At 27.7% G+C, this 18,997-nt stretch carries 18 protein-coding genes; 9 read left to right on the top strand and 9 right to left on the bottom strand.

Annotated elements, in window-relative coordinates; genetic code table 11:
* Positions 1 to 12 precede the first annotated feature (12 nt).
* A complete protein-coding gene (gene ppk2, locus ACNSOS_RS03915; protein ID WP_113909703.1) occupies positions 13 to 918 on the top strand; it encodes a polyphosphate kinase 2 in 906 nt (301 codons plus the stop codon).
* 10 nt (positions 919 to 928) lie between these two features.
* Here the strand turns inward: ppk2 and aroC are convergent, their stop codons facing one another.
* From aroC to ACNSOS_RS03900, 3 genes are read right to left on the bottom strand one after another with little or no spacing between them, the layout of a single operon-like run.
* On the bottom strand, positions 929 to 2,005 hold the full coding sequence (aroC, locus tag ACNSOS_RS03910) for a chorismate synthase (RefSeq protein WP_418186010.1): 1,077 nt from the start codon (positions 2,003 to 2,005) through the stop codon (positions 929 to 931).
* Complete coding sequence (gene rnc, locus ACNSOS_RS03905) at positions 2,002 to 2,682, bottom strand: ribonuclease III (RefSeq protein ID WP_113895297.1); 681 nt, start codon at positions 2,680 to 2,682, stop codon at positions 2,002 to 2,004. The genes aroC and rnc overlap by 4 nt, the downstream gene beginning before the upstream one ends.
* A gap of 50 nt (positions 2,683 to 2,732) precedes the next feature.
* Positions 2,733 to 3,782, bottom strand: coding sequence for a tetratricopeptide repeat protein (locus tag ACNSOS_RS03900; RefSeq protein ID WP_418186009.1), 1,050 nt, complete (start codon positions 3,780 to 3,782; stop codon positions 2,733 to 2,735).
* A gap of 81 nt (positions 3,783 to 3,863) precedes the next feature.
* On the opposite strand from ACNSOS_RS03900, the gene dnaG reads away from it, so the two are divergent.
* The 8 genes from dnaG (at position 3,864) to fmt (ending at position 12,063) form a co-directional block, all read left to right on the top strand.
* Positions 3,864 to 5,498 carry a DNA primase gene (gene dnaG, locus ACNSOS_RS03895; protein ID WP_113895299.1) on the top strand — a complete coding sequence of 545 codons (1,635 nt, stop codon included), beginning with the start codon at positions 3,864 to 3,866 and terminating at the stop codon, positions 5,496 to 5,498.
* A gap of 245 nt (positions 5,499 to 5,743) precedes the next feature.
* The gene (locus ACNSOS_RS03890) at positions 5,744 to 5,950 is read left to right on the top strand and encodes a hypothetical protein (protein WP_418186008.1); all 207 of its coding nucleotides are present in this window, start codon (positions 5,744 to 5,746) and stop codon (positions 5,948 to 5,950) included.
* A gap of 184 nt (positions 5,951 to 6,134) precedes the next feature.
* The gene (locus ACNSOS_RS03885) at positions 6,135 to 8,141 is read left to right on the top strand and encodes a TonB-dependent siderophore receptor (protein WP_418186007.1); all 2,007 of its coding nucleotides are present in this window, start codon (positions 6,135 to 6,137) and stop codon (positions 8,139 to 8,141) included.
* Between the two features lie 413 nt (positions 8,142 to 8,554).
* Positions 8,555 to 8,872 (top strand): 50S ribosomal protein L21, encoded by a 318-nt coding sequence (gene rplU, locus ACNSOS_RS03880; protein WP_026804784.1) that lies wholly within the window; start codon positions 8,555 to 8,557, stop codon positions 8,870 to 8,872.
* A 26-nt stretch (positions 8,873 to 8,898) separates the two neighbouring features.
* Complete coding sequence (gene rpmA / locus ACNSOS_RS03875; RefSeq protein WP_026804783.1) at positions 8,899 to 9,156, top strand: 50S ribosomal protein L27; 258 nt, start codon at positions 8,899 to 8,901, stop codon at positions 9,154 to 9,156.
* 127 nt (positions 9,157 to 9,283) lie between these two features.
* Complete coding sequence (gene obgE / locus ACNSOS_RS03870) at positions 9,284 to 10,369, top strand: GTPase ObgE (RefSeq protein ID WP_113894349.1); 1,086 nt, start codon at positions 9,284 to 9,286, stop codon at positions 10,367 to 10,369.
* Positions 10,370 to 10,371: 2 nt separating this feature from the next.
* Positions 10,372 to 11,136, top strand: a complete 765-nt coding sequence (proB, locus tag ACNSOS_RS03865) for a glutamate 5-kinase (RefSeq protein ID WP_418186006.1) — start codon at positions 10,372 to 10,374, stop codon at positions 11,134 to 11,136.
* 9 nt (positions 11,137 to 11,145) lie between these two features.
* Positions 11,146 to 12,063, top strand: a complete 918-nt coding sequence (gene fmt / locus ACNSOS_RS03860) for a methionyl-tRNA formyltransferase (protein WP_418186005.1) — start codon at positions 11,146 to 11,148, stop codon at positions 12,061 to 12,063.
* A gap of 4 nt (positions 12,064 to 12,067) precedes the next feature.
* Here the strand turns inward: fmt and ACNSOS_RS03855 are convergent, their stop codons facing one another.
* From ACNSOS_RS03855 to ACNSOS_RS03830, 6 genes are all read right to left on the bottom strand, one after another.
* Positions 12,068 to 12,961 (bottom strand): AEC family transporter, encoded by an 894-nt coding sequence (locus ACNSOS_RS03855; protein ID WP_418186004.1) that lies wholly within the window; start codon positions 12,959 to 12,961, stop codon positions 12,068 to 12,070.
* A gap of 74 nt (positions 12,962 to 13,035) precedes the next feature.
* Positions 13,036 to 14,163, bottom strand: coding sequence for a cytochrome-c peroxidase (locus tag ACNSOS_RS03850; protein ID WP_418186003.1), 1,128 nt, complete (start codon positions 14,161 to 14,163; stop codon positions 13,036 to 13,038).
* Positions 14,111 to 15,064 carry a sterol desaturase family protein gene (locus tag ACNSOS_RS03845; protein WP_418186002.1) on the bottom strand — a complete coding sequence of 318 codons (954 nt, stop codon included), beginning with the start codon at positions 15,062 to 15,064 and terminating at the stop codon, positions 14,111 to 14,113. The genes ACNSOS_RS03850 and ACNSOS_RS03845 overlap by 53 nt, the downstream gene beginning before the upstream one ends.
* A gap of 3 nt (positions 15,065 to 15,067) precedes the next feature.
* Positions 15,068 to 16,018 (bottom strand): imelysin family protein, encoded by a 951-nt coding sequence (locus ACNSOS_RS03840; protein WP_418186001.1) that lies wholly within the window; start codon positions 16,016 to 16,018, stop codon positions 15,068 to 15,070.
* Positions 16,018 to 17,373 (bottom strand): di-heme oxidoredictase family protein, encoded by a 1,356-nt coding sequence (locus tag ACNSOS_RS03835; protein WP_418186000.1) that lies wholly within the window; start codon positions 17,371 to 17,373, stop codon positions 16,018 to 16,020. Before ACNSOS_RS03835 ends, ACNSOS_RS03840 begins: the two co-directional genes overlap by 1 nt.
* Before the next feature lie 10 nt (positions 17,374 to 17,383).
* Positions 17,384 to 18,733 (bottom strand): imelysin family protein, encoded by a 1,350-nt coding sequence (locus ACNSOS_RS03830; RefSeq protein ID WP_113909692.1) that lies wholly within the window; start codon positions 18,731 to 18,733, stop codon positions 17,384 to 17,386.
* Positions 18,734 to 18,997: the final 264 nt, after the last annotated feature.

The following is an 18,997-nucleotide window of genomic DNA, read 5'->3' as shown; positions in this document are numbered from 1 at the left end:
CAAAGGAAATAAATGGGATTTGATAAATATTATGATAAAAATTTAATAAATCAAGCAACTATGAATTTAGATGAATTTAGAGAAAAACTTGAATCAGGAAATGGAAGTTTTATTAGTGAATTACACTCAAAATTTACATATAGAACAAAAGATGAACTTTTAAAACCATATCAAGTTGAGTTAATAAAACTTCAAGAACACCTAGAAAAGCACAATGAGAAGATGATTATTTTGATGGAAGGTAGAGATGCTTCTGGAAAAGGTGGAGCAATACGAAGAATCACAAGATATATGAATGAAAAACATTATAGAGTTGTAGCACTTGGAAAACCATCAGATGTTCAAAAAACTCAATGGTACTATCAAAGATATGTAGAGCAATTTCCATCTGGTGGAGAGATAGTTATCTTTGATAGAAGTTGGTATAACAGAGCTATGGTTGAACCTGTTTTTGGATTTTGTAGTCAAAAAGAGTATGAAGTTTTTATGAAAAGTGTTCCTAGATTTGAAGAAGATTTGATAGAACATGGTATTAAATTCTTAAAAATTTATCTATCAGTTTCAAAAGAAGAACAGGCTAGAAGATTTGAAGAGAGAGAAGAAAATCCTTTAAAACAGTGGAAATTAAGTGAGATAGATTTGCAGATGCAAAGTCGTTGGGAAGAGTTTACACAAAAAAAATATGATATGTTGAAATATACAAATACGGAAAAATCACCTTGGACAATTATCAGAAGTGATAGTAAATTTTTAGCAAGACTTAACTCAATCAAAGTTATTTTAAATTCTGTTGATTACGAAGGAAAAGATGAAAGATTGGATTTTAGTGTTGATAAAGATATTGTAATTACTGCTGAAAAAGAGCTAGAAATTATGGATATGAAAAGAAAAGAGGGGATACAAGAGGGCTTAATATAAGCTCTCTTATTTATTTTTTATAAACTTTTTTTATATTTTCAATTTTTGAAGATAGATTTAAAAGTATCATATCAGCTAAAACTAAAGCCATCATAGATTCAGCAACAACTGAACCTCTTACAGCTACACAAGGGTCGTGTCTTCCTTTTAGTTTACACTCTACATCATTTCCGTAAATATCAATTGTATCTTGTTCTATAAAAATAGATGGAGTTGCTTTGAAATATACTTTTACATTTATATCATCACCATTTGAAATTCCACCAAGTATCCCACCACTATGATTTGATTTAAAGCCAGTTTTTCTTATTTGGTCATTGTTGTCATATCCTAAAACTTTTGAAGCTAATATTCCATCACCTATTTCAATAGCTTTCACAGCATTTATACTCATCATTGCACTTGCTATTTGGCTATCTAATTTATGATATATTGGTTCACCTAAACCAATAGGACAATTTTTTACATTTATAAGTGCAACTCCACCAACACTATTGTGTGAATTTTTTGCATCTAAAATAGCTCTTTTTTGTTCTTCTTCTACACTTTTATCAAGTGCAAATATTTCAGAATTTTGTACATTTTCAAAATTAAAGCTTGAAGCCTCTATCCCATTGATTTCACAAATTCCACTTTTTATATCTATATTTAGTTCTTTTAAAAGTAGTTTTGCAATAGCACCAGCTGCAACTCTCGCAGCAGTTTCACGAGCAGAGCTTCTCCCCCCACCTCTATAATCTCTAATTCCATATTTATTAAAATATGTAAAATCAGCATGTCCTGGACGAAACAAATCTTTTACATTTGAGTAATCGCTTGATTTTTGATTTTCATTAAAAATAATCATTGAAATAGAAGTTCCAGTAGTAACTCCTTCAAAAACTCCACTCAATATTTCTACAACATCACCTTCTTTTCTAGCTGTTGCATATTTATTTTGTCCAGGTTTTCTTCTATTCATCTCATTTTGAATAAACTCTTCATCTATTTTTATTCCAGCTGGAATACCATCAACTATACAACCAAGTGCTTTTCCGTGAGATTCTCCAAATGTTGTAAATCTAAATCTATGTCCAAAAGTATTCAATTCTCTTCCTCTCTTAGTTTGTCAATAGCTATTTTTGCAGCAGCTTGTTGTGCTAATTTTTTACTTTTACCACTTGCTTTTCCAAAATTTGTTCCATCTATCCAAATAGAAACTTCAAACTCTTTTTTATGATCTGGACCATAAGAACCTTCGATAATATACTCTGGAATCGAAGCAAATCTAGCTTGAGTTATCTCTTGTAAAGCGGTTTTATAATCGCTAAATAAAACATCAAGATTGATTTTATCATAAGAGTTTTCTAATAGATTTAAAACAATTGGCTTTAAGTTTTCCAAACCACTTTCTAAATATATTGCTCCCATTATGGCTTCAAATGCATCAGATAAAATAGAAGATTTAGTTCTTCCTTTGTTTCTTTCTTCAGCTGTTGAAATAAAGATATAATCACCAAGATTTATCTCATTTGCAAGTTTTGTAAAACCAGTCTCATTTACTAAACTAGCTCTTATTTTAGATAGTTCACCTTCATTTGATTTTGGAAACTTTTTATATAAATATTCTCCAACAATTAGATTTAAAACAGCATCACCTAAGAACTCTAATCTTTCATTGTTATATGGTTTTTTGAAGCTTTTGTGAGTAAGTGCTTCGATTATCAGATTTTTATTTTGAAACTGATAATCCAAGCACTTTTCAAGTTTTGAATAGTCACTCAATTTTTATCCTTTGTAAATTTTTTAAAAGTATAACACAAATTTATTTTATCTTATTGTAGAGATTGATTTGCTTGAAAAAAAGATTTGCATATATGGTGTTTTACTTGAAGTGTAAAAATATTGTGACAATGTGGACATCGTACTTCAAAAAATGGGTGAGATTGTTTACAAGAACTACAAATAAACTCAAAATTCAATGAAGCATTTATACCTTTTTTATGATTATTTATCAAAATTAAAATATCCAAAACAAAATCGCTACTATTTTCCAAGTTATTTATATGATTTTTTGCATTGAAGATTTCTTTTAGAAATTGATTTTTTTCAACTTTTTCAAAGTCAATATCGTTTTTTGGTTGATACCATAAAATATCTATGATTTTTGAACAGTCGAACTCTTCTATGTGATTGTAGAAAAAATTTTTATTAAATTGGAGTAAAAAAGTTGTAAAAACTCTTTCAATTATTTTATTCTCTTTAAATATTTCGTATAAAATGTCTGTTCTTTTTTCATAAGATAATATTGAATCATTTATTATTAAAAGGCTATCAAAATAGATTTTATCATTTTTTACATCAACGCTTAACTCTTCTAGTGCTTGAGTTATCTCTTTTGCTTTTTTATAATCTTTTAGTTTTTCGCAAACAATCATAAGATTTTTTAGTACATTTTTATTTCGTGGAGAGTTTTTTAGTATTTTTAAAAATACATCTTTTGATCTTTGTAAAAATCCACCTTTTAAATAAGTTGTACCTAAAAGTTCTAGTAATTCTTCTTTTTTTACTCTATCCTTTACATGTTCAAGAAGTGCTAAATATACAGAAATAGCTTTGTTGTAATCACCTTTATACAAAAAAGTAGATGCTAAAAGTAAGATAGAGTCAAAAGGAAGATTGTATGTTTTATACAAATTTATATAATCATCTTCTTTTAATTTTCCTAGTTCAAATCTAAGTGATAATTTTCTATAATCCTTTCTAGCTCTTCTTTCTTTATATATTCCATAAGAGTATGTAAAAAATGAGATTAAAAAAACTAAAAAAACTACTAAAATAACTCCAACAATCGGATCACGATACTCTAAAACTATATTATCCACAAAAAGCCTTTTTTAAATGATAAATAGGAGTTATCCTAACATAAAAGTACATATAAAAAAATAAAAGTGTATAATTGCCAAATGATAAAAAAAGAATCGATTGATAATCTAAAAAATCATCTTGATATTGTTGATGTAGTTTCACAGTTTATTGAAGTTAAAAAATCTGGGGCAAATTTTAAAGCTTGTTGTCCTTTTCATGGAGAAGATACACCTTCTTTTGTTGTAAGTCCAACAAAACAGATATATCACTGCTTTGGTTGTGGTGTTGGTGGAGATAGCATAAAATTTGTTATGGAGTATGAAAAACTTTCTTATCCTGAAACTATCGAAAAACTAGCTTCTATGTATAACTTTAGTTTGGATTATGATACAAATGTCTCTAAAAAAAGTGATAATAAAGTTTTACAAGATGTGAACAGTTTTTTCCAAAAACAGCTTTTATCAAATCAAAATATCAAAGAATACTTACAAAGCAGGGGAGTTTTTGATTCATATATTGAAAAATTTGAAATAGGATATGCCAGTAGTTCAAGTAGTACAATAGATTTTTTAAAAGCAAATCACTATAACTTAAATGATGCAATTGATGTAGGGGTTATAAGTCAAGGTGATAATGGATTGTATTCAAGATTTATAGATAGATTGATGTTTCCTATTTACTCTATAAATGCAAAACTTGTAGGTTTTGGTGGAAGAACTTTGACAAATCACGGAGCAAAATATGTAAACTCTCCACAAACAAATCTTTTTAATAAATCAAAACTTTTGTATGGTTATCATTTGGCAAAAGAGAAAATTTATAAAACTAAAGAAATTGTTGTTTGTGAAGGGTATTTAGATGTTATTATGCTTCATCAAGCTGGATTTAATAATGCAGTTGCAACTTTGGGAACAGCTTTAACAAAAGAGCATTTACCACTTTTAAGAAGGGGAGAACCAAAAGTTATTTTGGCTTATGATGGTGATAAAGCAGGATTAAATGCAGCTTATAAGGCTTCTGTTATGCTAAGTCAAGCTGGATTTGATGGTGGAGTAGTAATTTTTAGTGATGGACAAGATCCAGCTGATATGATAAAAAATAGACAAATTCAAGAAGTAGGAAAACTATTTTCAAATCCTATATCTTTTGTAAATTTTGCTATTGATTATATAGTTTCAAACTATGATATAAACAGTCCTGTTGAAAAACAAAAAGCTTTAAATGAGACAAATGATTATTTAAATACTCTTAGTTTATTGTATCAAGAAGAGTATAAAAAATATATTGCTCAAAAGCTAAATATAAAAGAGAGTTTGGTTAAAACTGCAAATTCTAAAAAAAGAGTAAATGAAGTAAATCTATCAAAAGTTGATATCGCTGAACTTTGTATAATAAAATCTATTTTAGAAGAACCAAGAAGATTGGATATGGTTTTAGATAAAGTAGATGCTTCAATGTTTGAGTTTCATAAAGAAGATTTTGAAGAGTTACTTGAAGATATTAATTCAAGTTCATTGAATAAAATAATATTAAATGATAAATTAGAAAGTTATGATGAACAAAGGTTAAACCAAGAATTACTAGTTCTTTTACATAAATTTTATTCAAATAAGCTTTTAGCTTTGTCTTATGATAATAGTTTAGAATTTAAAGAAAAAGTAAATTTAATAAGAAAGATAAAAGATAATTTGTATGAGTTGAAACAAGGTAAACTTATAAAGTTTAACTTATGACTTAAAAATATTTCACATTGTGGAAGCATATCTATTATTTTTATAGTATAGAAATTTAAAGTTTTGCTATCAAATATAAATTGTAATATTTAATTCTTACATTAAATATAGCCTCATATTGTTACCATAAGTAACTTCAACTAACAAATCTGAAAATTCTTTTGTAAAAGTTGTCCACTTTTTTCATTTAAATCGTCTTACTATATAGAGAAACAAATTCTCAAAATTAATACAAAGGATTTAAGATGAAAAACAAAGTTTTCATGTCAGTTGTAACATCATTGATGTTAGGAAGTTCTTTTGCAAATGCAAAAGAGATAAGTTTGCAAGAAGCAGTAGAGAATATAGTAAAGAAATATAATGTAACATATATTTCAAAATCAAAAGATTTGAAGAATAAAATAGTAGATTCAGAAAAGTTAGGTTTCGGGGGGGGGTACGGTATTAAGTAATCTAAATAGTGTATTAGAAGAACATAATCTCGAAGCTATCGAAGAAAATAGCATAATCTATATAATAGAAAATCCCCAATCATCATATAAAAAAGTAGGTAAAACTTATATCTTAGATGAAATATCTGTAAAAGATAATAAAGAAAATAGCTATACAAGAACTCAAGACAATTCAGCAACTGGTATGAATTTATCACTTAAAGAAACACCACAATCAGTTTCAGTAATTACTTCAAAAAGAATGGAAGATCAACAACTAAATAATTTAGTAGATGTGTTAAAAAATACAACGGGAGTTTATGCACAATCATCTCCAACAAATACACAGAATGCTTCATTTTATTCTCGTGGTTATCAAATAAAAAATTTACAAGTAGATGGAGTTCCAACTACAGTTTTTCTAGCAACAGGAGATCAAACACAGGGTGGTTTTGATACAGCATTATACGATTCTGTTTCAGTGGTTCGAGGTGCAACTGGACTTTTAACAGGAGCTGGAGATCCTAGTGGAAGTATAAATTTAGTACGAAAGAAACCAACAAAAGATTTTCAAGCTTCTTTAGCAGCCCAAACAGGAAGATGGGATAAATATAGAGGTGTTGTAGATGTCGGTGGTGGATTTAATGAAGATGATTCAATTCGTGGTAGATTTATAGCATTACACAATGAAGGTGGATATTTCAACCCAATATTAGAAAGAGAAAATAGTACTTTATATGGAATTGTTGAAGCTGATTTAGGAGATACTACTACTGTATCTGCATCTTGGGAACGAAGTGAATCGAAAGATAATACTTCTCCAAAGACACAAGGAGGAGATAGATTTTTTGTAAAAAGTTGGAAGAAAATTGCATTATCAAATTTTGATAAATATACTTGGTTTAATTCTGACTGGACAAAAAGAGAAAGAACAATAGATAATTTTACTTTAGCTTTAAATCATCATATCAACGACTCTTGGAACATAGATGCTACATATAACTACACAAAAGAGGATCGAAAGCAAAAATTTGGTGCATGCACTCCTTGGGAAAATGATGATACTTGCACACAAAGTTTCTTTTATAATTATTTGGACGCAGATAAAGTTCATTCTGCCGATATAAAAATAAATGGGACTTTTGATTTATGGGGGAAATCTCATGATTTAGTTATTGGAGCAAATGGAATAAAAGCTAAAGAAGGTATCTCAGGTATTTATTTTACTGGCAATGGAGCAGGATTTAGGATAATTAACAATAGGGTGGTAGATATTGAACCAAATTGGAATGAAGATAAAAGATGGAATGGCAGAACAGAAAGAAATCAGTATGGTGTATTTATTTCAACTAAACTTAATTTTACAGATGATTTATCAGCAATTTTAGGTGGAAGATACAGTGAATGGAAAATAATAGAAGCTGGAAGCACCATAGAAAGAAAAGCATATAATTTTTTACCATATTTAGCTTTAAGTTATGATATTACAGAAAATCTTACAACTTATGCTAGTTATACAGAGATTTTTAATCCTCAATCTGCAAAAGATAGAAGTGGTAAATATCTTGACCCAGAAACTGGATTTAACTATGAAGTTGGTCTAAAAGGTGAATGGTTTGATGGAAGATTAAACTCTAGTATTGCACTTTTCCAATCAGGGAAAGATGGTCTTGTAATAGTTGATAAAAATGAAGAGACAGGAGAATGCTATAGATATCCAGGTGGTTCACCATGGGATTGTGCAATGAAATCAGAAGATGATACAAAAAACAGAGGTTGGGAGTTTGAAATTGCAGGAGAAATTACTCCAAATTGGCAAATTCAAACTGGTTTCTCTTCGTCAATTCTTAAAGATAAAAATGGGAAAAGATTAACAAGTGATGCTATACCTATTAGAACAGCAAATCTATTTACTACTTATAAACCTATATCTAAATTAACTTTAGGTGGTGGTTTAAGATGGCAAAGTGAAACTTATGATAATAGCGTTAAAAATACTTATATTAATATAGGTCACTCTGAAATGGTTGGAGAAGCTAAACAAGATGATTATTTTGTCGTAGATTTGATGGCAAATTATGAGTTTGATAAAAACTTAAGTTTACTTGTAAATTTAAATAATGCTTTAAATAAAGAGTATAAAACTACTTTTGGAACATATTCTTATGGAGAAGAGAGAAACTGGATGGCTACTTTAAAATATAAATTTTAAACTTTTGAAACGGGGATCAAAGTTCCCCGTTCCAACAAATATTTTTAAGCATGGGTTTCAAAGTATTTTTATTTAATTTTGAGATTAAAATTTCGATACAAAACAAAAAATATACTTTCCTTTTTACTTTGGAACTCATACTTAAGGGTATAAATAAAATCTTACAAAATATAAATATTCATTTATATAAGCTCAAATTTCTTACTGATATTTACTTCTCTTGTAATATTCACAATTTCAAAAATGGAACTACTGACATTTTGTTTATTTAATTTTTATATATCTATAGAACTCCTATACCATTTTAAAGAAAGTTTAATAAAATCTTAGATATTATTCCCGTTCGAAAAATAGCAAATAGTATGAAAATTATCCCAACTTTGTGCTTATAGAATAAATTAGAGGAAGAAAAGATGTACGCAATTATCAAATGTGGTGGAAAACAGTATAAAGTATCAGAAGGTGATATCTTAGATATTGATTATACTGGTAAAGCTGCACAAGAAACGTTAGAAATCACTGATGTAATCGCTGTAAATAATGGTGAATTAAAAACTGGTGATGCAGTTGCAAAAGCAAAAGTAGAAGCAGTTGTAGTTTTAGATGGAACAGGTGTAAATAGAGCTAAAAAAGTTGTAATTTACAAAAAAAGAAGAAGAAAAGATTCTAAATTAAAAAGAGGTTTTAGAAAAAGCTTCACAAAAATTAGAATTACAAAAATAGCTGCGTAAGCTAAAATAGATTAAGGAGAAACAAAATGGCTCACAAAAAAGGTCAGGGAAGTACTCAGAATAATAGAGATTCAGCTGGAAGAAGACTTGGTGTTAAAAAATTTGGTGGTGAAGTTGTAAAAGCTGGAAATATCATCATTAGACAAAGAGGAACAAGAGTTCACTTAGGAAGCAATGTTGGTATGGGGAAAGATCATACAATATACTCTTTAATTGATGGTGTAGTTAAATTTGAAATTAAAGATAAAAATAGAAAAAAAGTTTCAGTTTACGCTGCTTCGTAATTCTGAAATTTAATCTGTTTATTAAAGGGTGTATGCTTTTTGCATCACCCTTTTTTTATTTGTAAAATATAATAACTATTGAAAAGTTAAAATATTTTAGTTTTTTAATATTTATTTAGGAAAATGTATGTTTATAGATAGTGCAAAATTTAGTGTAAGTTCTGGAAAAGGTGGGCAAGGATGTGCATCTTTTAGAAGAGAAAAGTTTATTGTCCAAGGTGGACCAGATGGTGGAGATGGTGGAAAAGGTGGAGATGTTTACTTTTTGGTAGATAACAATACAGATACTTTATCTTTTTATAAAGGAAGAAGAGTATTTAAATCTGATAAAGGGAAACCAGGACTTGGTAGACAAAAAACTGGAAAATCTGGAGAACCTTTAGTTTTGATAGTACCTCCAGGAACACAGGTAATTGATGATGATACAGATGAGGTATTATTTGATTTACTTGAGAATGGAGAAAAGATTTTATTCTTAGAAGGTGGAAAAGGTGGGCTTGGAAATGTACACTTTAAAAACTCAAGAAATCAACGACCAACATATTTTCAACCAGGACTTCCAGGAATTACAAAAAATATTAGGTTAGAGCTAAAGCTTATTGCTGATGTTGGGCTTGTTGGTTATCCTAATGTTGGAAAATCTACTTTAATTTCAGTAACATCAAATGCAACTCCTGAAATAGCAAACTATGAATTTACAACACTTACTCCAAAATTAGGAGTTGTAAGTGTTGGTGATTATAATTCTTTTGTTATGGCAGATATTCCTGGAATTATTGATGGTGCTAGTGATGGTAAAGGACTTGGATTAGAATTTTTAAGACATATAGAAAGAACAAAAACTTTACTTTTTGTAATTGATGTTGCAAATTATAGAACAATGATTGATCAATATAATGTTTTAAAAGAAGAGCTTGTTAAATTTTCTGATGAGTTATCAAAAAGAAATTTTGCAATTGTTTTAAGTAAAATTGATGGGTACTATGGTGAAGATTTAGCTAAAGATGTTGAAGATTTTATGAAAGCTATAAATTTAGAAAAATCTGATAAAAATGAGTTTAAATTTGATGATAATCTACCATATTTTGTACAAGATTTAGTTTATTCAAAATTTGATGATAGTAAACCATATTTTGTACTACCAATTTCATCATTAAACAAAACAAATATAAGCTCACTTAAATATGCACTTTATGGTATGCTAGGAAAATAGAAATGAAGAGATTAGTTATTAAAGTTGGGACTGCTGTTTTAACTCAAGATGGTGAACTAGCTTATGATAGAATGAAAAATCTTGTAAAGTTAATAGCAAAGCTTAAAAATGAGAAAAAATTAGAAGTTATTTTGGTTTCTTCTGGGGCTGTTGGCGCTGGATATACTTCTTTAAAATTAGAAAAAACTATTTTGAATAAGCAAGTACTGGCATCTATTGGGCAACCAAAGTTGATGAAAACTTACCAAGAAATGTTTGAAGAATATGATATTACAATTGCTCAAATGCTTTTTGTTGCAAATGATTTTGATTCAAGAAAAAGTTCAAAAAATTTAAAAATAGTTGCAAGTACACTTTTAGAGAATGATATTTTACCAATAGTAAATGAAAATGATATTTTATCTCCAGAAATTTTAATAGGGGATAATGACCAAATGGCTGCTTATGTAGCCTATTATTTTAAAGCTGATATGTTAGCTATCTTAACAGATATTGATGGATATTATGATAAAAATCCAAGAGAATTTAGTGATGCAAAACTTCAAAAAGTGGTTACTGAAATTTCTATAGCTGAATTAGAAAAAACTCCTAGTGCAAACTCAAAATTTGCAACAGGTGGAATAGTTACAAAACTAAAAGCAGCTGACTTTTTAATGCAAAAAAATATTCCTATGTATTTGACTAGTGGTTTTGATTTGACAAATGCTTATGATTTTTTACTTGATGGAAATCATAAAAGTGGAACAATTTTTAAAAATAAAAATTAAGGATTTTCAGTGAAAAAGATTTTATTTATGGGAACACCAGAATACGCAACGACAATTTTGAAAGAACTTTTAGATAGTTCTTACGAGGTTGTGGGACTTTTCACTCAACCTGATAAACCAGTAGGTAGAAAACAACTCTTAACACCACCACATATAAAACAATTTTGTATTGAAAATGGTATAAACATTCCTATATTTCAACCAAATAAATTAAAGGATAATCTTGCAGCTTATATTGCTATAAAGGAGTTAAATCCTGATTTTATAGTGGTTGCTGCATATGGTCAAATATTACCTAAAGAGATTTTAGATTTAGCTCCTTGCATAAATCTACACGCTTCACTTTTACCAAAATATAGAGGTGCAAGTCCTATTCAAGAATCACTTTTAAATGATGATTATTTTACAGGTGTTACTTCTATGCTTATGGAAGAGGGACTTGATAGTGGAGATATCTTAGCTTTACAATATCTAAAAATTACTCCTACTATGGAAGTAACTGAAGCTTTTGATAAATTATCTTTAATAGCAGCAAAACTTACAATTACAACTTTAGATAATTTTGAAAATATTAAACCAATAAAACAAAATGAAAGTGAAGTGAGTTTTTGTAGAAAAATCAAAAAAGATGATGGATTAGTTGATTTTAACGATGCAAAAAAACTATTTTTAAAATATAAAGCTTATTCTTTTTGGCCTGGTGTTTTTTTAGAATCTGAATTAAAATTAAAAGATATTGAACTTATTGAAGAAAATTCACAAAATCAAGCAGGAATGATTTTAGAAATCTCAAAAGACTTTATTGTTATAGCTTGTATAATTGGTAGTTTAAAAATCAAAACTTTACAATCTCCATCAAAAAAGGCTATCTGTTCAGTTGATTTTGTAAGAGGACAAAGATTTGAAATTGGAGATATTTTAGCGTAAAAATTTACGCTAAATATTGGACAAATAATGTAATTGTAAATAAGCTCACAATTACTCCTAATACTAAAGAATTAATAGCAATTTTTTCATCTAACCCGCCTTTTATAGCTAAAACAGCAGCCATTGTCATAGGTGGCATGGCAACTTCTATTATTGTAACTTTTACCCAAGTATCATCAACTCCATAAAAGTATTTAAAAGTAAAAAGCACTATTATAGGTACAATTACCATTTTTAAAATAACAGCTGTTGTTACAATATGAAATTTTGAAAATATATATTTTAATTCTAATTTCATTCCAATAGCAATCATAGCAATAGGAACTAACGTTGAACCTAAATTTTCTGCTGTATATATTAAAAATTTTGGAACTTCAAAATTTTTTAAAAATATTGTTAAGAAAAACATTATCATTGGTGGAAATAAAAATATTGATTTTGATATATCTATAACAGAGTTTCTTCTTCCACTTCCCCAAGTAATTATAAATACACCAACAGATACTAATAATAAAAATGAACCAAAAATATCATAAATTAATCCATATATTATGAAATCTTGCCCATAAAAAGCATCAATATATGATAAACCAATAAATGAAGTATTCCCAAATGTTGCCATAATCATAAAAGTAGCAAGATGTATTCTATTTAATCTTAAAAGTTTTCCTATTAAATATGAAAGTAAAAGGTTAAAGAGGATAATTCCTATAAACATAAAAATCAAAGCTATAATTTTAGAATCTATATTTAATGGGTATATTTTTGAAAATACTATTGCTGGTAATGAAAAATATATAATAAAATCTACAAGTTGTTTTGAGTTGTCTTGAAAAATTATTTTGAATAAATAGCCTATTAATAGAAATATTGCTATTGGTAAAACAGGATCTAACATACTTTAAGCCTTTTTTTAATAAAGCTAAGATTATAATTAATATAATCTTAGCTAAAGCTTGAACCTAGTTAAATTTATTTTTCATTCTCTTCTAAAAGATGTTCATATTTTTTATCTGTAAGAAGTTTCATAAATGCAACCAAAGCATCAACTTTTCTATCTGTGAGTTTTATTGCTTTTAGTTCGTTTAAAGATATTGTATCTTTTACTTCTGGTTCATCCCAATTATTACCTGTTTCTTTATTTATAGTTCTATCTTTATTGTTGTATTTATCGTAAAATTCAACAACAGTTTTTAAATCTTTAAAAACACCATTATGCATATATGGAGCAGTTATTGCTACATTTCTTAATGTTGGAGTTTTATGTTTACCTTTTTGATTTATATCATCTATTTGTGGATGAGCTAAAAGTCCATCATCTATTGCAGTAACACCATTTTTAGCTCTCAACTCATAATTTATTGGAGTTCCAATATTATGATATTCATAGTTTGTAAAAGTTTCACCTGCTTTATCCTCACCTTTTAAAACATGGCAATTTGCACAAGAGTTATTATTATTTGAGAAGAATATAGATTTTCCTAAATCTTCGAGTGGAGTTAAATCATATTCTCCTTTTAAATATCTATCATATTTTGAATCAAAAGGCGAAAATTCTTCTGTTCTTTCATAACTTGCAATTGCAATTGTCATAGCTTCATAAGCTTTATCATTATCTTTGAAAATTTCATTTCCAAATAAATTTTTGAAAGTATCAATATAAAAACTATTTTCTTTGATTCTATCTACTACTTCTTTTTTGCTAGACATTCCCATTTCTATTGGGTTTAAAGGTGGTCCTCCAGCTTGTCCTTCTAGGTCAGTTTCTCTTCCATCCCAAAATTGTCCACCTGTATAAAAACCTTTTTTCTCATTTAAGTGAAATTTTGGAGAAAATTTAGCATACATAGCTGTTGGTGCTTGTCTATCTCCTAAAGATTTCCCATCATCTCCTAAAGAAGCCATTTTTGAAATTCCATTATCTCTGTTATCTGTAAAAGCATATTCTGGATTATGACAGGTAGCACAACTTTGTGTTCTATTTTTTGATAAATTTGTATCAAAGAATAGTGCTCTTCCTAATTCATCTTTTGATAAATTAGAAGCACTAAGATTTGTTAATATTAAGCTTATTGGTAAAATTAGTTTTAATATTTTCATAAAATTTCCCTTTTTTTATTAAATTTACAAATGGTCGGAAATATAAATCTTTTATAGTTAAATATTCGCCCATTTGATTTTTCCTTATCCCAAATTTTAAGACTTTGACATCTTTTGAAATTTTAAGTGTACCAAATATTCTATCCCAAATTGCTATATAACCACCATAATTTTTATCAAAATGCTTTTTATCATGGTGAATTTGGTGTTGTTTTGGAGATAAAAACCATTTTTCCACAAAAGAGAAATATGCAAAAGGAACATGAGAATGTCTTAAATTTGATCCAAATATTGAAAATATAAATAGAAATATGTTTACACCAAAAATCATATAAAGATTTATTTTTGCACCAAAAAAATAGATAAAAATACCAGTTATAAAACCAACACTCAGTGAATATCTAAGTCCAAACAAAAAATTTTCAACAAAATGTACTCTATAAAATGTTATTGGAGTTAAAACTCTTGCACTATGATGTACTTTGTGAAATTCCCATAAAAAAGGAATAGTATGTAAGAATCTATGCAACCAATATCTTGTAAAATCACTAAAAACAAAAATGGATATTGTATATAGAAGTACAATCTGTGAGTATGAGAATATAGTATTTTCAAAATACCCAAAATTTTGATATAAAAATTTATTAGTACTTAGTGCAACACTTTTTGCACTAAATACTAATGGAACAACAAGTAAAATATTTACAATATTTGCTAATATAAAATAGTAATAATCAAGTCTTGCACTTGGATGTAGCCATAATTTTGAAGATAATATTAGCTTACTACTTTTTTTTGTATAGTAAAAATATACTATTGCTAAAATAATAGAGCTAACAATATATAACCAAAAGACTCTTTTATTTGGATTTATCACAAAATCTAATGCAAGATATTCCAATTTTTAATCTCCATCAGCATCTAAAATATTTGGTTTAAGACCTAGCTTTTCTATAATCGTAATATAGTATAAATCGTGAATTTGTGAGGCTAAATCAAAAAGTTTTTTTGAATTAGAAAAATCATCTGATTTTAAGTTCTTTAACTCTTTTTTTGCTTCATCAATTTTAGAAGAAACAAGTTCTAATTCAGTTGAAGCATTTTTATTTTTTGCTAAATTCACTAAATTTGAATATTTTTGATTTGAAACTAACTCTTTTTGTGCATCAAGTATTGCATCTATTGCATCAAATGAACTTTGACTTAAAAAATATTCTGCTCTATTATTTTTAGGATCATTTTTATATTTTACTGAAAATCCTCCTGAATTTCCTATTCTCCACTCTTTTAATCTATAAGTCGAAGCAATTAAAGTATTTATTAATTTTGCATTATATTCAATTTGATCTTCTTCTCCATCACTTTTATTTAGGTAGTTTTCATAAACTTTTTTTATCTCTTCAAGTTTTGAAATAATAGAAGTTAAAATCTCTTTTGAAATATCTATTTGTCTATCATTTAATTTCTGTGAAGAGTATAAAACATACTCTAAAGCATTTACTGTTTTAAATGAATTTTTAAATAAAGCGGTCTTAACATCTGATTTGCTTTCTATTACCCTTTGCATTTGAGAGTTCAAATCTTCTTTTAAATTGTTAAAAACGTCAATATATCTTGGTGTATCTAAATAATCACTATCTATTTCTCCTGCTAAATATATAGCTTCTACTTTTTTCCATGATTTTATAAACTCTTTAAAGTTACTATCAGTAAATTTATTTTGTAATTTCTTAGCATCATCTATTGCTTTTTGTGTATCTGGAATAGATACATTTTTTATAACACTATTAAAAACTGATTCACTTGCAAAAACATATGAAACTAAAACTAAAAATATTAAAAATATTTTTTTCATTATAACTCCTCTAAAAATTTAATTAATTTTTCTCTTTGTTTTTTTGGAAGATTCATATATGCTTTTTTTGCATTTTCTGCCTCTCCACCATGCCATAAAATTGCTTCTTGAAAACTTCTTGCTCTTCCATCATGAAGTAGCCTTGGTTTTTCTTTATTTATTTTTTCATGTAAAGATAAACCCCAAAGTGGAGCTGTTCGCCATTCTCTTTCATTTGCCAAAAACTCAACTCTACCATCTGATAGTTCTTCTCCCATATCATGTAGTAAAAAATCAGAAAATGGATATATTTCAAATCCTAAATTAGTTTTAAAACTACTTATATGACATTTTGAACATGAAATACTTTCAAATAAAGTAAAACCATCTTTATACTCTTTAGTTTTTACTGGACTATAACTTTTTATATTTTTTAAATAATATGTTATTGCATCCAATCTATTATCTGGTAAATCTATATCTTTTGCTTTTGGAGATTCATTACATGTTTTTTGGAATTTTGTACAATTTTCATCTTGAAAAATAGTTGTAGTTAGACCAATATCATTTGATGCTGCAAATGCAACTTGTTCTTTTAAAAATGCAACACTAGCTTTCCATGTATATTTACCTAATTCTATTTTCTTTGTAATATTTGAATATACCCAATTTGCTTTTCCACTGATTCCATCACCGTTTTTGTCATCTATATCTTCATTGGCTAGAATATCTTCATCTGAAATTAAATCTATTAATCCCATTCCATTCAAAGTTTGAGCTATTCTGTATGATACGATTCCATTTTCATGAAAGTCTCCATAATTTAACTCTTTTAAACTATATTTTGGTTTTAGTAATATTTGTTTTTCACCATCAGGAAATAGTATCTCTTTCTCTTCAAAATCAATGTTTACTTTTCCTTCAAAATCAACTCCAAATATACTATTTATTGCTAATTGATTTCCATAAACAGGTTCTGGGATATAGCCTTTTTTATTTAAAACTTCTTTATGCTCCGAGCTATTATCTGATGTTATTGATAATCTAGCAACAATTGCTCTAGAAGCTATATTTTCAGAAGAAAAAAGTAATCCTCTTCCATTGTTTGGATGACAACTTATACAGGAATTGGCATTAAATAGTGGTCCTAGACCATCTCTTGCTGTTGTGATACTAGGAGCTTTTACCCAAGGAACTGTAAAAAAACTTCTTCCTAGCATAAATTTATCATATTCTTCATCATTTAAATCATTAATAGGTTTTAACAAAAGTTTACTATTTTTTGTATTCGAGATATATTTATCTTGAACGTTAAATGCAAAAAGCCCTGTGCAAAATATTGCAACAAGGCTATTTAATAAAATAATTCTTTTCAAAGTATTATTTTTATAACTTAGTTTCTTCTGGATCTGTAACATCATCTTCAGTTAATTTAATATTGTTTGCTTTTGCAACAGATATCATTTCATCTCCAAGTTTTCTTAACTCATTTTTTAGCTTTACTAAAACTTTTGATTGTGGATGTTCTGGACGTATTTGATAATCGAAGTGTGCTTCAGTTTTTGCAATTCTATCAACACTTTCAATTTTATCTTCAATATCAGACATAAGCTTTAAAATTCTATCTTTATCGTCTTTGTTTAAAGAGTCAAGTAAAGCACTACCATATCTCTTTCCATTATATGTAGAAGTTAAAATGTTTTTGAATCCTTCATAATTTTTTACTAAATCTCTATGAGTGTTATCTGAGAAACAAGAGTGTTCATCTTCTTCACTTGGAGTTAAAACTGCAACAGCAATTCTTTCATTTGCTAATTCAGATTTTATAAATACCCCCATTCCTGATATGATTTGTTGTAAAGCTTCTTTTTTAGAAATATTTCTATCTTTATTTTTACCTTTAATTTTTCCTAAAAGTGCTGCTCTGTAAAGTCCAGAATCACCTTTAATATCTTTTTCCCAAGCACTTTTAACTGTTTCTAAATCTTGTACCAATTTTTCTGTCACAACACTTAAATATTCTAATCTTCTTTTTGAATTTTTATCGGTTGTAAAATCAGAAAGTGGTCTAAGACCAGCAACCATAGCACCTTTTGTAATGTTATCTTCCATAAAATTTGCATAATCTTGATCTTGCCCCCATAGTAAAAACTCAATAGCATGGTATCCAGTTGAAACATTTGCTTCTCCACCATTTTCGTTAAGTTCTGTTAAAGCTTCCACTGTAATTTTTGTTACATCTACTTCAGTTGAATCTTCTCCTCCAGGATTAAATTTTCCAATAGTATCAATTATATTTCCAGAAGTTAGTTTTCCATCTGCATCAATCGTGTAATCAATCATATTTTCATCAAGTGGCCAAGCATTTATTTGTCCTTCTAAAGCTCCATAAGCTTTCTCAATCCACCCATCTTCTGCATCAATTGGACCATTTGAAAGCCTAAAAATTTCAGTTGAACCATAAGATTCTCTTGATTCTAGCCAAGCTTTTTTAGAATTATCAAAATTCTCTTGTGTAGGGTTTGCTACAAATTTATCAATAGCAACTTTTAAATCTTTTGCATCTTTTACAGCATCGTTATAATTATCAAGTGCTATATTAGCATAAGCTTCTAAGATAGGAGCATTTGCTGAAATAACAGTTTTTGTTGTGTCTTTTTGTGAATTTGCACTTACACTTATAGCTAAAGCAGCTGTTACAGATAAACTCAGTAAAAATTTTTTCCCAATTTTCATTTTGATTTCCTTTTTTATAGATATTGAGGTAAAATTAAAGCAGAATAAAGCTTTAATTTTGCTTTATTAATAATTATTATTAAAATATCATTCTTGATTGAATTAATAGGCTTTTAATATAATTTTTATTGTTGAATTATAAAAATAAAAAATGAGTGTGAAATATTGATTTAACTTTCAACTTTGTTAATTTTATCTTATTTTTAGTTTATTTAAAATAGAATTTCAACCGCTAAAGTTTTAAGTAGGGATACGCAAGCCGAA

Origin of the sequence: Aliarcobacter vitoriensis, assembly GCF_048320235.1 — a bacterium.
GTDB lineage: Bacteria > Campylobacterota > Campylobacteria > Campylobacterales > Arcobacteraceae > Aliarcobacter > Aliarcobacter vitoriensis.
This window is presented reverse-complemented; position numbering and strand designations above follow the sequence as displayed.

Bases quoted from the DNA above. Each gene is read 5' to 3' on its own strand.
- ppk2 (WP_113909703.1), top strand. From the start codon at position 13: ATGGGATTTGATAAATATTATGATAAAAATTTAATAAATCAAGCAACT.
- dnaG (WP_113895299.1), top strand. From the start codon at position 3,864: ATGATAAAAAAAGAATCGATTGATAATCTAAAAAATCATCTTGATATT.
- ACNSOS_RS03890 (WP_418186008.1), top strand. From the start codon at position 5,744: ATGAAAAACAAAGTTTTCATGTCAGTTGTAACATCATTGATGTTAGGA.
- ACNSOS_RS03885 (WP_418186007.1), top strand. From the start codon at position 6,135: ATGAATTTATCACTTAAAGAAACACCACAATCAGTTTCAGTAATTACT.
- rplU (WP_026804784.1), top strand. From the start codon at position 8,555: ATGTACGCAATTATCAAATGTGGTGGAAAACAGTATAAAGTATCAGAA.
- rpmA (WP_026804783.1), top strand. From the start codon at position 8,899: ATGGCTCACAAAAAAGGTCAGGGAAGTACTCAGAATAATAGAGATTCA.
- obgE (WP_113894349.1), top strand. From the start codon at position 9,284: ATGTTTATAGATAGTGCAAAATTTAGTGTAAGTTCTGGAAAAGGTGGG.
- proB (WP_418186006.1), top strand. From the start codon at position 10,372: ATGAAGAGATTAGTTATTAAAGTTGGGACTGCTGTTTTAACTCAAGAT.
- ACNSOS_RS03855 (WP_418186004.1), bottom strand. From the start codon at position 12,961: ATGTTAGATCCTGTTTTACCAATAGCAATATTTCTATTAATAGGCTAT.
- ACNSOS_RS03850 (WP_418186003.1), bottom strand. From the start codon at position 14,163: ATGAAAATATTAAAACTAATTTTACCAATAAGCTTAATATTAACAAAT.
- ACNSOS_RS03840 (WP_418186001.1), bottom strand. From the start codon at position 16,018: ATGAAAAAAATATTTTTAATATTTTTAGTTTTAGTTTCATATGTTTTT.
- ACNSOS_RS03830 (WP_113909692.1), bottom strand. From the start codon at position 18,733: ATGAAAATTGGGAAAAAATTTTTACTGAGTTTATCTGTAACAGCTGCT.